Source organism: Streptomyces sp. NPDC005496 (genome assembly GCF_042872045.1).
Taxonomy (GTDB): domain Bacteria; phylum Actinomycetota; class Actinomycetes; order Streptomycetales; family Streptomycetaceae; genus Streptomyces.
Genome location: NZ_JBIAJQ010000001.1, coordinates 76,953 through 94,333, shown reverse-complemented (window position 1 = coordinate 94,333; position 17,381 = coordinate 76,953). Strand labels below are relative to the sequence as shown.

Sequence of the window (17,381 nt, the reverse complement as noted above, 5' to 3'; positions counted from 1 at the left end):
TGCAGGACACCCCGGCGAGGCACACCGCGTTGTACAACGTAAGCTGTACCGGTGCCGATTCGCGGCAAGTAGGGCGATACCCCGCGACACCCGACACCGGAGGACAGCGCGCCCGCCGGGCGGCGTGTCCGAAATGGGATGTATTGGGTCGGCAGTGTAGAACGGGAGATGTGACGGCAATGGCTACGGAAACGCTCCGGCTCCGCGAGGCATGTGCCGTCCGTGTGCCGGGTGGCGAGCGGTGACCGAAGCCGGGACGGCGCACGCCGGCCGTCCGGAGCGCGGCACGCTCGACAAGGCCGCCGACGAGAACTTCCCCGTCGCCCCTTTCTTCCTGCCCAGGGTCTGGCGCGACGACCTTATGGCCGTGTACGGATTCGCCCGTCTGGTGGACGACATCGGAGACGGTGACCTCGCCCCCGGCGGGGCCGACGCCCGCCTGCTCGGCGTCGGCGCGGAGGAGGCCGGGGACCGGCTGCTCCTGCTGGACGCCTTCGAGGCCGACCTCCACCGCGTCTTCGACGGAACCCCCCGCCACCCCCTGCTGCGCCGCCTGCAGCCCACCGTCCGGCGTACCGGTCTCACCCCGGAACCCTTTCTCGACCTCATCGCCGCCAACCGCCAGGACCAGCAGGTCAAGCGGTACGAGACCTACGACGACCTCCTCGCCTACTGCGAGCTGTCCGCCAACCCGGTCGGCCGCCTCGTCCTCTCCGTCACCGGTACCTCGACCCCCGAGCGCGTCCGCCGCTCCGACGCCGTGTGCACGGCGCTGCAGATCGTCGAGCACCTCCAGGACGTCGCCGAGGACCTGAGCCGCGACCGCGTCTACCTGCCCGCCGAGGACATGAAGCGTTTCCATGTCCAGGAGGCGGATCTCGCCTCGCCCACAGCAGGCGCATCGGTGCGCGCACTGGTTGCATACGAAGCAGAACGCGCCCTGCACCTCCTGAATGAAGGCACCCCCCTCGTGGGTAGCGTCCACGGCAGGCTGAGGCTGCTGCTCGCGGGGTTCGTTGCGGGGGGAAGGGCGGCGATCCGAGCGATCGCCGCCGCCGAATACGACGTACTTCCCGGCCCGCCCAAGCCCGGCAAGCTCCAGTTGCTGCGCGAGGTGGGAGTGACTCTGCGAGGAGAGGGGTGATCCGGAGCGTGGAGTCGGAACAACACGCGTCCGCACCGGTACTCGCCGCTTACAGCTACTGCGAGACAGTGACCGGACAGCAGGCCCGCAATTTCGCGTACGGCATCAGGCTGCTGCCGACGCCGAAGCGCCGTGCGATGTCGGCGCTCTACGCGTTCTCGCGGCGGGTCGACGACATCGGGGACGGCGGGCTGCCGCCGGACGTCAAGGCGGCCCGGCTCGAGGACACCAGGGCGCTGCTCACCCGGGTGCGCGAGGGAGCGGTGGACGAGGACGACACCGACCCGGTGGCCGTCGCGCTCAGCCACACCGCCCGGCACTTCCCGGTACCGCTCGGCGGCCTGGACGAACTCATCGACGGCGTCCTGATGGACGTACGCGGCGAGACGTACGAGACCTGGGACGACCTGAAGGTCTACTGCCGCTGCGTGGCCGGGGCGATCGGCCGGCTGTCGCTCGGCGTCTTCGGCACCGAACCGGGGGCGCGCGGCGCCGAGCGTGCCTCCGAGTACGCCGACACGCTGGGGCTCGCGCTCCAGCTCACCAACATCCTGCGGGACGTCCGCGAGGACGCCGAGGGCGGGCGTACCTACCTGCCGTCGGACGACCTGGCGAAGTTCGGCTGCTCGGCCGGCTTCAGCGGGGCCACGCCACCGCCGGGTTCCGACTTCGCGGGCCTCGTGCACTTCGAAGTGCGTCGGGCCCGCGCCCTTTTCGCCGAGGGCTACCGGCTGCTGCCGATGCTGGACCGGCGCAGCGGCGCCTGCGTGGCCGCCATGGCCGGCATCTACCGCCGTTTGCTGGACCGCATCGAGCGGGAGCCCGAGGCGGTGCTGCGCGGGCGCGTCTCGCTGCCGGGACGCGAGAAGGCGTACGTCGCCGTACGCGGTCTGTCGGGTCTGGACGCCCGTCATGTGTCCCGTCGCGCCGTCGGGAGACGCCCCTGATGGACATTCTGGGCCAAGGTGATTCCTCAGTCGAAAAGCGGCACGCAACCCTCCGGGGGTGCGTGGCGTCCCTGTCTGCGACGACCGGCCGTGCAGCGTTCAAGCACCGCGCCCCGGTCGCGGGGGAGGGAGCACGATGACCGAAGGGACCCAGCCCGGAGGGCCCGACGCGGACACCTCGGGGCGCCCCGGGGGCGCGACCGCCGTCGTGGTAGGCGGCGGCCTCGCGGGCATCACGGCCGCGCTCGCCCTCGCCGACGCCGGAGTACGCGTCACCCTGCTCGAAGGGCGGCCGCGTCTGGGCGGGCTCGCCTTCTCCTTCCAGCGCGGTGGACTGACCGTCGACAACGGCCAGCACGTGTACCTGCGCTGCTGCACCGCCTACCGCTGGTTCCTCGACCGCATCGACGCGGCCGCCCTCGCTCCGCTGCAGGATCGTCTCGACGTGCCCGTTCTCGACGCCGAGGGCGTACCGGGACGGCGGCTCGGCCGTATCGGGCGCACGGCGCTGCCCGTGCCGCTGCACCTCGCCAGAAGCCTCGCCACCTACCCCCACCTCTCCCTCGCCGAGCGGGCCAGGGTCGGGCGGGCCGCGCTGGCGCTCAAGCGACTCGACCCGGCCGACCCCGCCCTGGACGCGCAGGACTTCGGTACCTGGCTGGCCCGGCACGGGCAGTCGCCGCGCGCCGTCGAGGCCCTCTGGGACCTGGTCGGAGTCGCCACCCTCAACGCCGTGGCGGGCGACGCCTCGCTCGGGCTCGCCGCGATGGTGTTCAAGACCGGTCTGCTGTCCGACCCGGGCGCCGCCGACATCGGCTGGGCGCGCGTCCCGCTCGGCGACCTGCACGACCGGCTCGCCCGCAAGGCCCTGGAGTCCGCCGGCGTGCGCACCGAGGTCCGTACCCGCGTCACGTCCCTCTCCCGGCGAGCGGACGGGCGGTGGAGCGTCCAGGTGCCCGGCGAGAGCCTCGACGCCGACGCGGTCGTCCTCGCCGTACCGCAGCGCGAGGCCCACGACCTACTGCCCGACGGCGCGCTCGACGACCCCGAGCGACTGCTGCGGATCGGCACCGCGCCCATCCTCAACATCCACGTCGTCTACGACCGTACGGTGCTGCGGCAGCCGTTCTTCGCGGCGATCGGCTCCCCGGTGCAGTGGGTCTTCGACCGCACCGACGCCTCCGGGCTCGTCGACGGGCAGTACCTGGCCCTCTCGCAGTCGGCCGCCCAGGACGAGATCGACCAGCCCGTCGCCGCGCTGCGCGAGCGCTACCTGCCGGAGCTGGAGCGGCTGCTGCCCGCCACGCGGGGCGCCGAGGTGAAGGACTTCTTCGTGACCCGGGAGCGCACCGCGACGTTCGCCCCCACCCCCGGGGTCGGGCGGCTGCGGCCCGGCGCCCGTACCAAGGCCCCCGGCCTCTACCTGGCCGGAGCGTGGACCGCCACCGGGTGGCCCGCGACCATGGAGAGCGCGGTCCGCAGCGGCGTCGGCGCGGCGGGCGCCGCGCTGGGCGCCCTGGGCCGGCCCCGCGACCACCTCCTCGAAGTCTTCGAGGAGGCGGCGTGATGTTCGATCTGCACGGGACCGGCCCCCGCACCCCCGCCGGTACCGCAACAAGAGGAGAGACTGTGCCCACTGTGCCCCCGGCCGAAGCGGCTGTTGAGCCGGTGGACGTGACCGCGCTCCTGGAGCGCGGCCGGACCCTGGCCACCCCCGTGCTGCGCGCGGCCGTCGACCGCCTGGCGCCGCCCATGGACACCGTCGCCGCCTACCACTTCGGCTGGATCGACGCAGAGGGCAACCCGGCCGACGGCGACGGCGGCAAGGCCGTGCGGCCCGCCCTCGCCGTACTCTCCGCCCAGGCCGCCGGAGCCGAGCCCGAGGTCGGCGTGCCGGGCGCGGTGGCCGTCGAGCTGGTGCACAACTTCTCGCTGCTGCACGACGACCTGATGGACGGCGACGAGCAGCGCCGGCACCGCGACACCGTCTGGAAGGTGCACGGCCCCGCCCAGGCCATCCTCGTCGGTGACGCGCTGTTCGCCCTGGCCAACGAGATCCTGCTGGAGCTCGGCACCGTCGAGGCCGGCCGGGCCACCCGCCGGCTGACCTCGGCGACCCGCGCCCTGATCGACGGTCAGGCCCAGGACATCTCCTACGAGCACCGCGAGCGGGTCACCGTCGAGGAGTGCCTGGAGATGGAGGGCAACAAGACCGGCGCCCTGCTCGCCTGCGCCTGCTCCATCGGCGCGGTGCTCGGCGGCGCGGACGACCGCACCGCCGACACCCTGGAGAAGTACGGCTACCACCTCGGGCTCGCCTTCCAGGCCGTCGACGACCTGCTCGGCATCTGGGGCGACCCGGAGGCCACCGGCAAGCAGACCTGGAGCGACCTGCGCCAGCGCAAGAAGTCGCTGCCGGTGGTGGCCGCGCTCGCCGCGGGCGGCCCCGCCTCCGAGCAGCTCGGGGAACTGCTCGCGGCCGACGCCAAGAGCAGCGACTTCGAGAGTTTCTCCGAGGAGGAGTTCGCCGCCCGCGCCGCGCTCATCGAGCAGGCCGGCGGCCGGGAGTGGACCGCCCAGGAGGCGCGTCGCCAGCACACCATCGCCATCGAGGCCCTGGACACCGTCCAGATGCCGGACCAGGTGCGGGCCCAGCTCGTGGCGCTCGCCGACTTCGTCGTCGTACGGAAGAGATGATCACTATCGGTCGAATAAACCTCGCGTAGTCGCCGGCCGGTGCCGCGGGAGAAGGCGCACCGGCCGACGGCGGACCCACAGCAGAGACGTACCACTGCACGAAGGGGAAGCCATGACAGCGACGACCGACGGAAGCACCGGGGCCCTGCCGCCCCGCGCTGCCTCGGCCAGCGAAACTCAGCTCGAAGCCCCGGTGGCGGCAGGGGTCCAGGATGCCGCCGCGCGTGCGATGCAACGCGCCACCGACCATCTGCTCTCGTTGCAGGACGCCGAGGGCTGGTGGAAGGGCGACCTCGAGACGAACGTCACGATGGACGCCGAGGACCTGCTGCTCCGCCAGTTCCTCGGGATCCGCGACGAGCGGACCACGCAGGCCGCCGGCCTGTTCATCCGCGGTGAACAGCGCGAGGACGGCACCTGGGCCACGTTCCACGGCGGTCCGGGCGAACTCTCCACCACCATCGAGGCGTACGTCGCCCTGCGGCTGGCCGGGGACAGCCCCGACGCGCCGCACATGGCGCGGGCCTCCGCGTGGATCCGCGAGCAGGGCGGGATCGCCGCGGCCCGCGTCTTCACCCGCATCTGGCTGGCCCTCTTCGGCTGGTGGAAGTGGGAGGACCTGCCCGAACTCCCGCCGGAGCTCATCTACTTCCCGAAGTGGATGCCGCTCAACATCTACGACTTCGGGTGCTGGGCACGGCAGACCATCGTGCCGCTCACCATCGTCTCGGCGAAGCGTCCGGTGCGCCCCGCACCGTTCCCGCTCGACGAACTGCACGTCGACCCCGAGAACCCCAACCCGGTCAACCCCTTCGCCCCGGTGGCGAGTTGGGACGGCCTGTTCCAGCGCCTCGACCGGGCCCTGCACCTCTACCGCAAGGTCGCCCCGCGCCGGCTGCGCAAGGCCGCGATGAACACGGCCGCGCGCTGGATCATCGAGCGGCAGGAGAACGACGGCTGCTGGGGAGGCATCCAGCCGCCCGCCGTGTACTCGATCATCGCCCTCCACCTCCTCGGCTACGACCTCGAACACCCGGTCACGCGCGCGGGGCTGGAGTCGCTGGACCGCTTCACCGTCTGGCGCGAGGACGGGGCCCGGATGGTCGAGGCCTGCCAGTCGCCGGTGTGGGACACCTGTCTGGCGACCATCGCGCTCGCCGACGCGGGTCTGCCCGCCGACCACCCCCAGCTCGTCAAGGCCGCGGACTGGATGCTCGGCGAGGAGATCGTCCGGCCCGGCGACTGGTCCGTGAAGCGGCCCCAACTGCCGCCGGGCGGCTGGGCGTTCGAGTTCCACAACGACAACTACCCCGACATCGACGACACCGCGGAGGTCGTCCTCGCCCTGCGCCGGGTCAGGCACCACGACCCGGAGCGGATCGAGAAGGCGATCGGACGCGGGGTGCGCTGGAACCTCGGCATGCAGTCGAGGAACGGCGCCTGGGGAGCCTTCGACGTCGACAACACCAGCCCCTTCCCCAACCGGCTGCCTTTCTGCGACTTCGGCGAGGTGATCGACCCGCCGTCCGCGGACGTCACCGCGCACGTCGTGGAGATGCTCGCCGTCGAGGGGCTCTCGCACGATCCGCGCACCCGCCGCGGCATCGAGTGGCTGCTCGCCGAACAGGAGGCGAACGGCGCCTGGTTCGGCCGCTGGGGCGTCAACTACATCTACGGAACGGGCTCGGTGGTGCCGGCACTCGTCGCCGCCGGACTGCCCGCCTCGCACCCGGCGATCCGCCGCGCCGTGGCCTGGCTGGAGACCGTCCAGAACGACGACGGCGGCTGGGGCGAGGACCTGCGCTCCTACCACGACGCCGCCGAGTGGAGCGGACGCGGCGCCTCGACCGCCTCCCAGACCGGGTGGGCGCTGCTCGCGCTGCTCGCGGCGGGGGAGCGGGAGTCCAAGGCCGTCGAGCGCGCGGTCGAGTGGCTCGCGCGGACCCAGCGGGAGGACGGCTCCTGGGACGAGCCGTACTTCACCGGCACCGGCTTCCCCTGGGACTTCTCGATCAACTACCACCTCTACCGGCAGGTCTTCCCGCTGACCGCGCTCGGCCGGTACGTGCACGGCGAGCCGTTCGCCAAGATCAAGGGGGGTGGATGAGCGCCGCCCCCCTTCCCGCCCCGCTGCTGATCGCCTGCGCGCTCGGCATCGAGCACCTCGCGCTGCGCAGCGGTGAGCGGGGCGGCGCCGACGAATCCGTCACCGTGCTGCGTACCGGCATGGGACCGCGGGCCGCCGAGCGCGCGGTCACCAGGGTGCTCGCCGACCCGGCCCTGCGTGACGCGGCCGTCCTGGCCACCGGGTTCTGCGCCGGTCTCGCCCCCGGTATGCACCCCGGTGACCTGGTCGTCGCCGAGGAGACCCGGGACCCGCGCGGCAGCACGCCGTGCGTGGGCACCGACCTGCTCGTCCGGGAACTGGCGCGCGCCCTGCCGGGCCGCACCGTGCACCGGGGTCCGCTCACCGGCTCCGACCACGTCGTCCGAGGTCCCGAACGGTCGGCGCTGCTGGAGACCGGCGCGATCGCGGTCGACATGGAATCCGCGGCCACGCTCCACAGCGCCGTCCTGGCGGGCGTGCGCCCGGTTGCGGCCGTCCGGGTGGTCGTGGACGCTCCAGAACATGAACTGGTCCGTATCGGCACGGTGCGCGGTGGAATATCGGCATTCCGCGTTCTTCGTTCGGTACTTCCCGCTTTTTTCGAATGGCACCGTTCTTTGCTGCTCCCTCGGAGGTAGAGCCAGATGGCCATGCCGCTTCGTCAGTCCATGAAGGTCGCCGCATATCTCTTTGAACAGAAGCTCAGGAAGCGGGACAAATTCGCGCTTCTTGTCGAGTTGGAGCCGCTCTTTGCCTGCAACCTCGCCTGCGAGGGCTGCGGCAAGATCCAGCATCCGGCCGGTGTGCTGAAGCAGCGCATGCCCGTGGCCCAGGCCGTGGGCGCGGTGCTCGAATCAGGTGCGCCGATGGTGTCGATCGCCGGCGGCGAGCCGCTGATGCACCCGCAGATCGACGAGATCGTGCGGCAGCTGGTCGCCAAGAAGAAGTTCGTCTTCCTCTGCACCAACGCGATGCTGCTGCGCAAGAAGATGGACAAGTTCACGCCCTCGCCCTATTTCGCGTGGGCGGTGCACATCGACGGGCTGCGCGAGCGGCACGACGCGTCGGTGGCGAAGGAGGGTGTCTTCGACGAGGCGGTCGAGGCGATCAAGGAGGCCAAGCGCCGCGGCTTCCGCGTCACCACCAACTCCACCTTCTTCAACACGGACACCCCGCAGACGATCGTCGAGGTGCTGAACTTCCTCAACGACGACCTGAAGGTGGACGAGATGATGCTCTCGCCCGCCTACGCCTACGAGAAGGCCCCCGACCAGGAGCACTTCCTTGGCGTCCAGCAGACCCGGGAGCTGTTCAAGAAGGCCTTCGCGGGTGGCAACCGGCGCCGCTGGCGGCTGAACCAGAGCCCGCTCTTCCTGGACTTCCTGGAGGGCAAGGTCGACTTCCCGTGCACCGCGTGGGCGATCCCGAGCTACTCGCTCTTCGGCTGGCAGCGGCCCTGCTACCTGATGAGCGACGGGTACGTGCCGACGTACAAGCAGCTGCTGGAGGAGACCGACTGGGACTCCTACGGCCGCGGCAAGGACGACCGCTGCGCCAACTGCATGGCGCACTGCGGCTACGAGCCCACCGCCGTCCTGGCGACCATGGGGTCGCTCAAGGAGTCCATCCGGGCGGCCCGCGAGACCTTCACGGAAAGCCGCGGGTGAGGTCATGACCGCCGTTTCCCTGGGCCTGCCCGAGGTGCCGGTCCGGCCGATCGCGGAACGCCGTGTGTCACGGCGGATCCAGGTCGGACCGGTGGCGGTCGGCGGCGGTGCGCCCGTGTCGGTGCAGTCGATGACGACGACGCGTACGTCGGACATCGGTGCCACGCTGCAGCAGATCGCGGAGCTGACCGCGTCGGGCTGCCAGATCGTGCGGGTCGCGTGTCCGACGCAGGACGACGCGGACGCGCTGGCGACGATCGCCCGCAAGTCGCAGATCCCGGTTATCGCGGACATCCACTTCCAGCCGAAGTACGTGTTCGCGGCGATCAATGCCGGCTGTGCGGCGGTGCGGGTGAACCCGGGCAACATCAAGCAGTTCGACGACCAGGTGAAGGAGATCGCGCGGGCCGCGAAGGACACGGGCACCCCGATCCGGATCGGCGTGAACGCGGGCTCGCTCGACAAGCGTCTGCTGCAGAAGTACGGCAAGGCGACGCCAGAGGCGCTGGTGGAGTCGGCGCTGTGGGAGGCGTCCCTCTTCGAGGAGCACGGTTTCCGGGACATCAAGATCTCGGTCAAGCACAACGACCCGGTGGTCATGGTCAACGCCTACCGGCAGCTGGCGGCGCAGTGCGACTACCCGCTGCACCTCGGCGTGACCGAGGCCGGGCCGGCGTTCCAGGGCACCATCAAGTCGGCGGTCGCCTTCGGGGCGCTGCTGTCCGAGGGCATCGGCGACACCATCCGGGTGTCCCTGAGCGCCCCGCCGGCCGAGGAGGTCAAGGTCGGCCTCCAGATCCTGGAGTCCCTGGGGCTGCGGGAGCGCGGGCTGGAGATCGTCTCCTGCCCGTCCTGCGGCCGCGCCCAGGTCGACGTCTACAAGCTGGCCGAGGAGGTCACGGCCGGTCTGGAGGGGATGGAGGTCCCGCTGCGCGTCGCCGTCATGGGCTGCGTCGTCAACGGTCCCGGTGAAGCGCGGGAGGCGGACCTCGGCGTCGCCTCCGGCAACGGGAAGGGCCAGATCTTCGTCAAGGGCGAGGTCATCAAGACCGTGCCCGAGTCGAAGATCGTCGAGACCCTCATCGAAGAGGCGATGAAGCTCGCGGCACAGATGGAGCAGCAGGACGGCGTCGCGTCAGGCGCCCCCGCCGTCACCGGAACACCCGCGGTGACGGTGATCTGAACAAACGCATGGACCGAGAGGGGGCCCGAGCGTGACGATTCTGGAGAGCATCCGGGGACCACGCGACCTGAAGGCGCTGTCCGAGGCGCAGACCGGCGAACTGGCCACGGAGATACGCGAGTTCCTGGTGCACGCGGTCGCGAGGACCGGTGGTCACCTCGGGCCCAACCTGGGGGTGGTCGAACTGACCGTCGCCCTCCACCGGGTCTTCGACTCGCCAGTCGACCGCATCCTGTGGGACACCGGCCACCAGAGCTACGTGCACAAACTGCTCACCGGCCGCCAGGACTTCTCCAAGCTGCGCGGCAAGGGCGGCCTGTCCGGCTACCCCTCACGCGAGGAGTCCGAGCACGACGTCATCGAGAACAGCCACGCCTCGACGGTGCTCGGCTGGGCCGACGGGCTAGCCAAGGCACGGCAGGTGCGGGGCGAGGAGGGGCACGTCGTCGCGGTCATCGGGGACGGCGCCCTGACCGGCGGCATGGCGTGGGAGGCACTGAACAACATCGCCGCCGCCCGGGACCGGCCGCTGATCATCGTCGTCAACGACAACGAGCGCTCGTACGCCCCGACCATCGGCGGACTCGCCAACCACCTCGCGACGCTGCGTACGACGGACGGCTACGAGAAGGCGCTGGCCTGGGGCAAGGACGTACTGCTGCGCACGCCGGTCGTCGGGAGCACCCTCTACGAGTCGCTGCACGGCGCGAAGAAGGGGTTCAAGGACGCGTTCGCGCCGCAGGGCATGTTCGAGGACCTCGGGCTCAAGTACGTGGGGCCGATCGACGGGCACGACACGGCGGCCGTGGAGTCGGCGCTGCGGCGCGCGAAGGGCTTCCACGGGCCGGTCCTCGTCCACTGCCTCACGGAGAAGGGCCGCGGCTTCGAACCCGCGCTCGCGCACGAGGAGGACCGTTTCCACACGGTCGGGGTGATGGACCCGCTGACCTGTGAGTCCCTGGCGCCCTCCAACGGCCCTTCCTGGACCTCGGTGTTCGGTGACGAGATCGTCCGCATCGGGGAGGAGCGCGAGGACGTCGTGGCGATCACGGCGGCCATGCTGCACCCGGTGGGACTCGGGGAGTTCGCCGAGCGGTTCCCCGACCGGGTGTGGGACGTCGGTATCGCCGAGCAGCACGCCGCGGTGTCCGCGGCCGGGCTGGCCACCGGCGGTCTGCACCCCGTCGTCGCGGTCTACGCGACCTTCCTCAACCGGGCGTTCGACCAGCTGCTGATGGATGTGGCCCTGCACCGGTGCGGTGTGACGTTCGTGCTCGACCGGGCCGGCGTCACCGGCGTGGACGGCGCGTCGCACAACGGCATGTGGGACATGTCGATCCTCCAGGTCGTGCCCGGCCTCAGGATCGCCGCGCCGCGCGACGCCGACCAGCTGCGGGCCCAGCTGCGCGAGGCCGTCGCCGTCGACGACGCCCCGACGCTGGTCCGCTTCCCGAAGGAGTCGGTCGGCCCCGCCGTCCCCGCGACCGGCCGCGTCGGCGGCATGGACGTCCTGCACCGCGCCGAACGGCCCGAGGTGCTCCTCGTCGCCGTCGGTGTCATGGCGCCCGTGTGCCTCAAGGCCGCCGAGCTGCTGGAAGGCCGCGGGATCGGCTGCACCGTCGTCGACCCGCGCTGGGTCAAGCCGGTCGACCCCGCGCTGCCCGGTCTCGCCGCCGGGCACCGCCTCGTCGCCGTCGTCGAGGACAACAGCAGGGCGTCCGGGGTGGGCGGCGCCGTCGCCCTCGCGCTCGGCGACGCCGAAGTCGACGTACCCGTACGGAGGTTCGGCATTCCGGAGCAGTTCCTCGCGCACGCCAAGCGCGGCGAGGTGCTCGCGGACATCGGCCTCACGCCCGTCGAGATCGCCGGACGGATCAGCGCCGGCCTGGCGGCGAAGGACCAGTTCGCCAAGGAGAAACAGGAATGACCATCCCCTCAGGGACGGCTCCCTCGGAGGAGCCCGTAGCCGGCGGTCCGCTCGCCGGGCACTCCCCGTCCGCGGAGCCCTCCTCCGGGCCGTCCGGCGGCGGACGCCCGGAGTTCGACCTCGCGGCGCTGCTGGCCGAGCGCGGCGCCGAGCGCTACGACCTGCACAGCAAGCACCTGAACCACCAGCTCCCGCGCATGCTGCACACCATCGGCTTCGACAAGGTCTACGAGCGGGCCGAGGGCGCCCACTTCTGGGACGCGGACGGCAACGACTACCTGGACATGCTCGCCGGGTTCGGGGTGATGGGCCTCGGCCGCCACCACCCCGTCGTCCGCAAGGCGCTGCACGACGTCCTCGACGCCCAGCTCGCCGACCTCACCCGCTTCGACTGCCAGCCGCTGCCGGGACTGCTCGCGGAGAAGCTGCTCACCCACAGCCCGCACCTGGACCGGGTGTTCTTCGGAAACAGCGGGACCGAGGCCGTCGAGACCGCGCTCAAGTTCGCCCGGTACGCGACCGGGCGACCGCGTGTCCTCTACTGCTCGCACGCCTTCCACGGGCTGACCACCGGCTCGCTGTCCGTGAACGGCGAGGACGGCTTCCGCGACGGCTTCGCACCACTGCTGCCCGACACGGCTGTCCCGCTCGGGGACCTCGACGCACTCGCGCGGGAGCTCAAGAAGGGCGACGTGGCCGCCCTGATCGTCGAACCCATCCAGGGCAAGGGCGTGCTGGAGGCGCCGCCCGGATACCTGCGCGGAGCCCAGGAGCTGCTGCGCCGGCACAAGGCGCTGCTCATCGCCGACGAGGTGCAGACCGGGCTCGGCCGGACCGGCGACTTCTACGCCTACCAGCACGAGGACGGCGTCGAGCCGGACCTGGTGTGCGTGGCCAAGGCGCTGTCGGGCGGGTACGTGCCGGTCGGCGCCACGCTCGGCAAGGACTGGATCTTCAAGAAGGTCTACTCGTCGATGGACCGCGTCCTCGTCCACTCGGCGAGCTTCGGGTCCAACGCCCAGGCGATGGCCGCCGGACTGGCCGTGCTGTCCGTGCTGGAGAACGAGCAGGTCGTCGCCAACGCCCGGGCGACCGGTGAACAGCTGAAGTCCCGGCTCACCGCGCTCGTCGACAAGTACGAGCTGCTGAGTGACGTACGCGGGCGGGGCCTGATGATCGGCATCGAGTTCGGGCGGCCCCAGTCGCTCAAGCTGCGCAGCCGGTGGGCGATGCTCCAGGCGGCACGCAAGGGACTCTTCGCGCAGATGGTCGTCGTACCGCTGCTCCAGCGGCACCGCATCCTGACCCAGGTCTCCGGCGACCACCTGGAAGTGATCAAGCTGATCCCGCCGCTGACCATCGGGGAGCAAGACGTGGACCGGTTCGTGGAGGCCTTCACCGCCGTCATGGACGACGCGCACAGCGGTGGCGGCCTGATGTGGGACTTCGGCAAGACCCTGGTGAAGCAGGCGGTCGCGAACCGCTGACGCCTTTTGCCTCTGGGGCAACAAAGTTGCCTCAGAGGCAACTGTGCGGCTCAATGGACGCTATGAGCCCCGCCGCGGACACGAACCCGGAACGTCCGGCCGACGAGCTGCCCGCCGTCGCACCGCAGCTCCGCGCGCTGCGCCGTCGCGCCTCCCTCACCCTGGAGGCCGCCTCCCGCGCCGCCGGACTCTCGCCCGCCCATCTCTCCCGGCTGGAGACCGGGCAGCGCCAGCCCTCGCTGCCGATGCTGCTCGCACTCGCCCGTGTCTACGGTACGACGGTCTCCGAACTGCTCGGCGAGACGGTCGCCGAACGGGACGCCGTGACGCGCGCCGCCGACGTGGAACCCAGCACGGCGGGCGGCTGGACCTACTGGCAGGCGGGCGCCCCCGGCCGCGGGATGCAGGCGCTGCGGGTCCACGTCCCGCACGGGGCGCAGGGCGACATCGTGCGCGTCCACCCCGGCGAGGAGTGGCTGTACGTCCTCACCGGGAGGCTGCGACTGCGCCTCGGGGACACCGCGCACATCCTCGCGCCGGGCGACAGCGCGCACTTCGACTCGCTGACCCCGCACCGTCTCGCCGCCGCCGATCACGACGGGGCCGAGCTGCTCTTCGTCCACACACTGCTGCAGAGCCCGGCCACCGCGCTCTGCCTCGGTCCGGTCACGGGCCACCCGACACCAGGAGAGACCTCATGACCGAGCCCACCGAGCCCGGCACCCGGCGGTCGATGGAGGAGAAGTTCCCGCGCGCGCTGTGGGTGCGGCTCATCATCTACGTCGCCGTGGGCCACCTCTTCGCGGCCTTCATCTACCTGCTGTTCACCCTGGGCGCGCAGAACCAGTAGCCGACCGAGTCCGGCCCGTCGCCGGGCCGGGCCCCTCAGTCGAGGAGCCGGTCCCGCAGCCGCTGCCGCACCTCGGGGGTGACCCGCAGGCCCTTCTCCAGATAGGCGTCGACACCGCCCCACGTCTCCTCGATCGTCTCGAAGGCGGCCGTCAGGTACTCGGCGCGCGCGTCGAAGAGGGGGCTCAGCAGCTCCATGACCTCGGGGGAGTAGGCGGAGGCGGCGGAGCTGCTGCGGTGGACCTTGTAGCGGCGGTGCGTGGCGTTCGACTCCAGGTAGTCGGCGAGGATCGCGTCGCGCTCCACGCCCAGCGCCAGGAGGGTCACGGCTATCGACAGGCCCGCGCGGTCCTTGCCCGCCGCGCAGTGCATCAGGGCGGGCACGCTGTCCTCGGCCAGCGCGTGCAGCACCCGGGAGTGCTCTGCGGTGCGGTCCTTGATGATGATCCGGTAGGAGCCGATCATCCGGTTTGCGGCCTTGCCGTCGGAGAGGATCGCCCGGAGCTGGTCCAGGTCGCCGTCGCGGACCATCTTCCAGAACTCGGCCCCGTCCGCCGGGTCCGTCAGCGGCAGATTCACGTTCCGCACGCCGGGCAGCGAGACGTCCGGGCCCTCCAGCTTCTGGTCGGCCGCGTTGCGGAAGTCGAAGATCGTGTGCAGGCCGAGCGAGGCGAGGAACGCGGCGTCCTCGTCCGTCGCGTGCGCGAGGTGGCCGCTGCGGAACAGGCGTCCGTACCGCACTCGCCGACCGTCCGTGGTGGGCAGGCCGCCCACGTCACGGAAGTTACGCACTCCGGCCAGCTCGGGCTCGGTCGACGGGACCTGCTGCGTCACGGTGGCTCCTCCCATTCGTCCGCCGGCGCTGCTCGGCATCGCTCGCCGACGGGATGCGCTCTCGACGATACGACATGGGTTCCCAGGGCAATGAGTTGTCCACAGGCGCCCGGGAGCGGACGGGAAGCGGAGTGGCGCGGTCGGCGGTTGCCCGGCGCCAAGCCGGTAAGACGTCGCTCGTAGGGGGCGCCGGGCCGCGCAGGAGGCCGCCCGCGCCGACGGGCGGTGACGCAGTCAGATGGAGGAGTGACAGGTGAAGGGGTTCCGCGGATTCATCCTGCGCGGCAATGTGGTCGACCTGGCGGTCGGCATCGTGATCGGCGCGGCCTTCACGGCGGTGGTGAACGGGTTCGTCCGGGCGTTTCTGACCCCGCTGGTCGGGCTGGCGTCCGGGGCCACCGGTGATCTCAGCCGCAAGACCTTCACGGCGGGCGGGACCGACTTCCCCTACGGCGCGTTCATCAACGCCGCGATCAGCTTCCTGCTGGTCGCCACGGCCCTGTACTTCCTCGTGGTGCTGCCGGTGAACAAGCTGCACCAGCGCTTCGCGCCGAGCCACGACGTGCAGGCGCCCAAGCGGGAGTGCCCGGAGTGCCTCAGCCCGGTGCCCACCGAGGCCCGCCGCTGCGCCTCCTGCACGAGTCCGCTGCCGGCCCTGCCCGCGCAGGCGACCGCTCAGACGTCGGAGGGGACCGTACCGGCACGTCAGGACCGGTGACCGGCGACCGGCCACCGGCGGGACCGGCCGCCCCTCGGGACGAGGTCCCGGGGCGTGCGGTGCCCCCTGCCCGCGTGCGGGCGGACCTGGCCGACGGCTGCCACATGCATCCTGGGCCGGCCCCGTTACGACTGGCGTCGGGCGGGAAGCCGCAGGTCATGAACGCATGGGCGGATCTTCGAGAGAGTGACCACCGGTTGACGCGGCGGGTGGCCGCGTGGCAGTCGGACTGCGCGCGGCGCCTGCTGCCCGCCGTGGAGGACGCTGCTCAGCACACCAAGCTGTGGTGGGGGGCGGCGGCCGTCATGTGCACGGTGGGCTGGAGAGCCCGCCGGGCCGCGGCCGCCGGGCTGGCGAGCATGGCCGTGGCCGAGCTGGTGTCGAACGGCGTGCTCAAGCAGGTCTGCGAGCGGGAACGGCCGCCGAAGGAGTGGATCTCGCACGAGGACGTCCACGAGCGGCCCGACTCCTCCTCCTTCCCGTCCGGGCACACCGCCGCGGGCGTGGGCTTCAGTGCGGCGGTGGCGGTGGTGTGGCCGCTGGCGGGCGCCGTGTGCGCGGTCCCGGCCCTGATGGTGGCCGCCGAGCGGGTGCACACCGGCGCGCACTACCCGTCCGACGTCGCCGCGGGGGCGGCGGTCGGTCTGGCCGCGGCCGCCCTTGTGCACCAGGCTCCCCGTCTGGCGCTGCGCCTGCTGCGCTGACCGCGTGGGACCGCCCCGGCCGCCGTCGTCCCGCGGGTCGTCAGTGCCCGTGGCCGTCCGTGTTCTCGGCGGGCGCGGTGCTCTCCTCGTGCCGCCCGGCGTCGGTGCCCGCTCCCGCCGAGACGGTGAAGGCGGCCGTGCGGACGGTGCCGTGGTGCCGGAAGTCCAGGAAGAGGCGGTAGGTGCCGGCGCTCGGGGCGGTGGCGGTGAAGGTGACGTCCGGCCCGGGCTTCGTCGTGCCGTCGCCGGGCTCGCCGTGCGGGTGGACGTGCAGGTAGGCGAGGTCCCCGGAACGCAGGGCGACGAGGTGGCCGTACGCGCCGAGGTAGGGCTGGAGGTCGGTGACGGGGCGGCCGTCCTTGCTGACGCTCAGCCTCAGTCGTCCCGGCGTGCCCGGGCGCAGCTCGCCGTTGAGCGTCACCGTGTAGCCGTCCACGGACGCGGTGCGGGACGGCTTGGGCGGCTCCGCCGGCTTGTACGTGCCGGAGACCGCGAGGTCGGCGCCGAGGGTGAGGTTCGCGGCCCCCTCGGCGGCCGGGGTGAAGTCGGCGAAGACCCGGTAGCTGCCGGCGGCGGGCAGGTCGACCGGCGTGGACCAGGTGCCGTCGGCGGCCCGGACGGGGTGCAGGTGCCGGTAGGTGACCAGATCGCGCGAGGCGAGGATCAGGTGCAGTTCCTTGTCGTGTTCGCGCTGGTAGGCGGTGACGCGACGGCCGGTCCGGTCGCGGATGACGAAACTCAGCCGGCTCTCCTTCCCGGCGCGCACGGCCGGTGTCGCGAGGTCGAGGGTGTAGCCGCCCTCGGAGACCTGGAGCCCTGAGGCGACCGCGTCGCCGCCGCTGCCCGCCGGGCCGGGTGAGGCGCCCCCGTCGTGACCGGAGTGCGAGGTTGGCTCGGGGCCCGCGGTCACGGGACCCACGGCGTCGCCGACGCCGTACGCGGCGGCGAAGGAGGCCGCGAGTGCGGCGCCGAACGCGGTGATCTTCACTGCGGTGTTCATGCGGTTCTCCCCTTGAAGCGTGTCCTGAGCGGTGCTCTCACCGGCAGCGTATACCCCCCAGGGGTATTTTCAAGAGGGGCGGTCGACGCTTGCCAACAATACCGGGGAGGGGTATAC

At 71.8% G+C, this 17,381-nt stretch carries 17 protein-coding genes; 15 read left to right on the top strand and 2 right to left on the bottom strand.

The annotated features are described in order from the left end of the window. The first annotated feature begins 211 nt into the window (after positions 1-211). The 13 genes from hpnC (at position 212) to ACFYQQ_RS00365 (ending at position 14,009) form a co-directional block, all read left to right on the top strand. The gene (hpnC, locus tag ACFYQQ_RS00425) at positions 212-1,144 is read left to right on the top strand and encodes a squalene synthase HpnC (protein ID WP_388902641.1); all 933 of its coding nucleotides are present in this window, start codon (positions 212-214) and stop codon (positions 1,142-1,144) included. Further along, positions 1,141-2,091, top strand: a complete 951-nt coding sequence (hpnD, locus tag ACFYQQ_RS00420; RefSeq protein WP_355782067.1) for a presqualene diphosphate synthase HpnD — start codon at positions 1,141-1,143, stop codon at positions 2,089-2,091. The genes hpnC and hpnD overlap by 4 nt, the downstream gene beginning before the upstream one ends. Next, positions 2,091-2,231, top strand: a complete 141-nt coding sequence (locus ACFYQQ_RS00415; protein WP_355782070.1) for a DUF6380 family protein — start codon at positions 2,091-2,093, stop codon at positions 2,229-2,231. The genes hpnD and ACFYQQ_RS00415 overlap by 1 nt, the downstream gene beginning before the upstream one ends. After that, on the top strand, positions 2,228-3,658 hold the full coding sequence (hpnE, locus tag ACFYQQ_RS00410) for a hydroxysqualene dehydroxylase HpnE (protein WP_356166130.1): 1,431 nt from the start codon (positions 2,228-2,230) through the stop codon (positions 3,656-3,658). The genes ACFYQQ_RS00415 and hpnE overlap by 4 nt, the downstream gene beginning before the upstream one ends. Continuing rightward, positions 3,658-4,788: a polyprenyl synthetase family protein gene (locus ACFYQQ_RS00405; protein WP_355786711.1), complete on the top strand. Its 1,131-nt coding sequence runs from the start codon at positions 3,658-3,660 to the stop codon at positions 4,786-4,788. The genes hpnE and ACFYQQ_RS00405 overlap by 1 nt, the downstream gene beginning before the upstream one ends. A 112-nt stretch (positions 4,789-4,900) precedes the next feature. Beyond that, a complete protein-coding gene (gene shc, locus ACFYQQ_RS00400; protein WP_355786714.1) occupies positions 4,901-6,895 on the top strand; it encodes a squalene--hopene cyclase in 1,995 nt (664 codons plus the stop codon). Then, the gene (locus tag ACFYQQ_RS00395; protein ID WP_355786717.1) at positions 6,892-7,533 is read left to right on the top strand and encodes a 1-hydroxy-2-methyl-2-butenyl 4-diphosphate reductase; all 642 of its coding nucleotides are present in this window, start codon (positions 6,892-6,894) and stop codon (positions 7,531-7,533) included. The genes shc and ACFYQQ_RS00395 overlap by 4 nt, the downstream gene beginning before the upstream one ends. A 6-nt stretch (positions 7,534-7,539) precedes the next feature. Continuing rightward, positions 7,540-8,562, top strand: a complete 1,023-nt coding sequence (hpnH, locus tag ACFYQQ_RS00390; protein ID WP_356166122.1) for an adenosyl-hopene transferase HpnH — start codon at positions 7,540-7,542, stop codon at positions 8,560-8,562. A 4-nt stretch (positions 8,563-8,566) separates the two neighbouring features. Beyond that, positions 8,567-9,745 carry a flavodoxin-dependent (E)-4-hydroxy-3-methylbut-2-enyl-diphosphate synthase gene (ispG, locus tag ACFYQQ_RS00385; RefSeq protein ID WP_356166119.1) on the top strand — a complete coding sequence of 393 codons (1,179 nt, stop codon included), beginning with the start codon at positions 8,567-8,569 and terminating at the stop codon, positions 9,743-9,745. A 31-nt stretch (positions 9,746-9,776) separates the two neighbouring features. Continuing rightward, positions 9,777-11,672, top strand: coding sequence for a 1-deoxy-D-xylulose-5-phosphate synthase (gene dxs, locus ACFYQQ_RS00380; protein WP_355781504.1), 1,896 nt, complete (start codon positions 9,777-9,779; stop codon positions 11,670-11,672). Further along, a complete protein-coding gene (locus tag ACFYQQ_RS00375) occupies positions 11,669-13,159 on the top strand; it encodes an aspartate aminotransferase family protein (RefSeq protein ID WP_355781507.1) in 1,491 nt (496 codons plus the stop codon). Before dxs ends, ACFYQQ_RS00375 begins: the two co-directional genes overlap by 4 nt. A 62-nt stretch (positions 13,160-13,221) precedes the next feature. Then, positions 13,222-13,860: an XRE family transcriptional regulator gene (locus ACFYQQ_RS00370; RefSeq protein WP_356166111.1), complete on the top strand. Its 639-nt coding sequence runs from the start codon at positions 13,222-13,224 to the stop codon at positions 13,858-13,860. 32 nt (positions 13,861-13,892) lie between these two features. Beyond that, on the top strand, positions 13,893-14,009 hold the full coding sequence (locus ACFYQQ_RS00365) for a DUF6126 family protein (RefSeq protein ID WP_356166334.1): 117 nt from the start codon (positions 13,893-13,895) through the stop codon (positions 14,007-14,009). A gap of 35 nt (positions 14,010-14,044) precedes the next feature. Here ACFYQQ_RS00365 and ACFYQQ_RS00360 read toward each other — a convergent pair whose 3' ends face one another. Further along, positions 14,045-14,842, bottom strand: coding sequence for a tyrosine-protein phosphatase (locus tag ACFYQQ_RS00360; protein ID WP_355788788.1), 798 nt, complete (start codon positions 14,840-14,842; stop codon positions 14,045-14,047). A 253-nt stretch (positions 14,843-15,095) separates the two neighbouring features. On the opposite strand from ACFYQQ_RS00360, the gene mscL reads away from it, so the two are divergent. Next, a complete protein-coding gene (mscL, locus tag ACFYQQ_RS00355; protein WP_355788785.1) occupies positions 15,096-15,560 on the top strand; it encodes a large conductance mechanosensitive channel protein MscL in 465 nt (154 codons plus the stop codon). A gap of 158 nt (positions 15,561-15,718) precedes the next feature. Then, positions 15,719-16,264 (top strand): phosphatase PAP2 family protein, encoded by a 546-nt coding sequence (locus ACFYQQ_RS00350; protein WP_355788783.1) that lies wholly within the window; start codon positions 15,719-15,721, stop codon positions 16,262-16,264. Positions 16,265-16,304: 40 nt separating this feature from the next. Here ACFYQQ_RS00350 and ACFYQQ_RS00345 read toward each other — a convergent pair whose 3' ends face one another. Continuing rightward, a complete protein-coding gene (locus ACFYQQ_RS00345; RefSeq protein ID WP_355788780.1) occupies positions 16,305-17,264 on the bottom strand; it encodes a hypothetical protein in 960 nt (319 codons plus the stop codon). Positions 17,265-17,381: the final 117 nt, after the last annotated feature.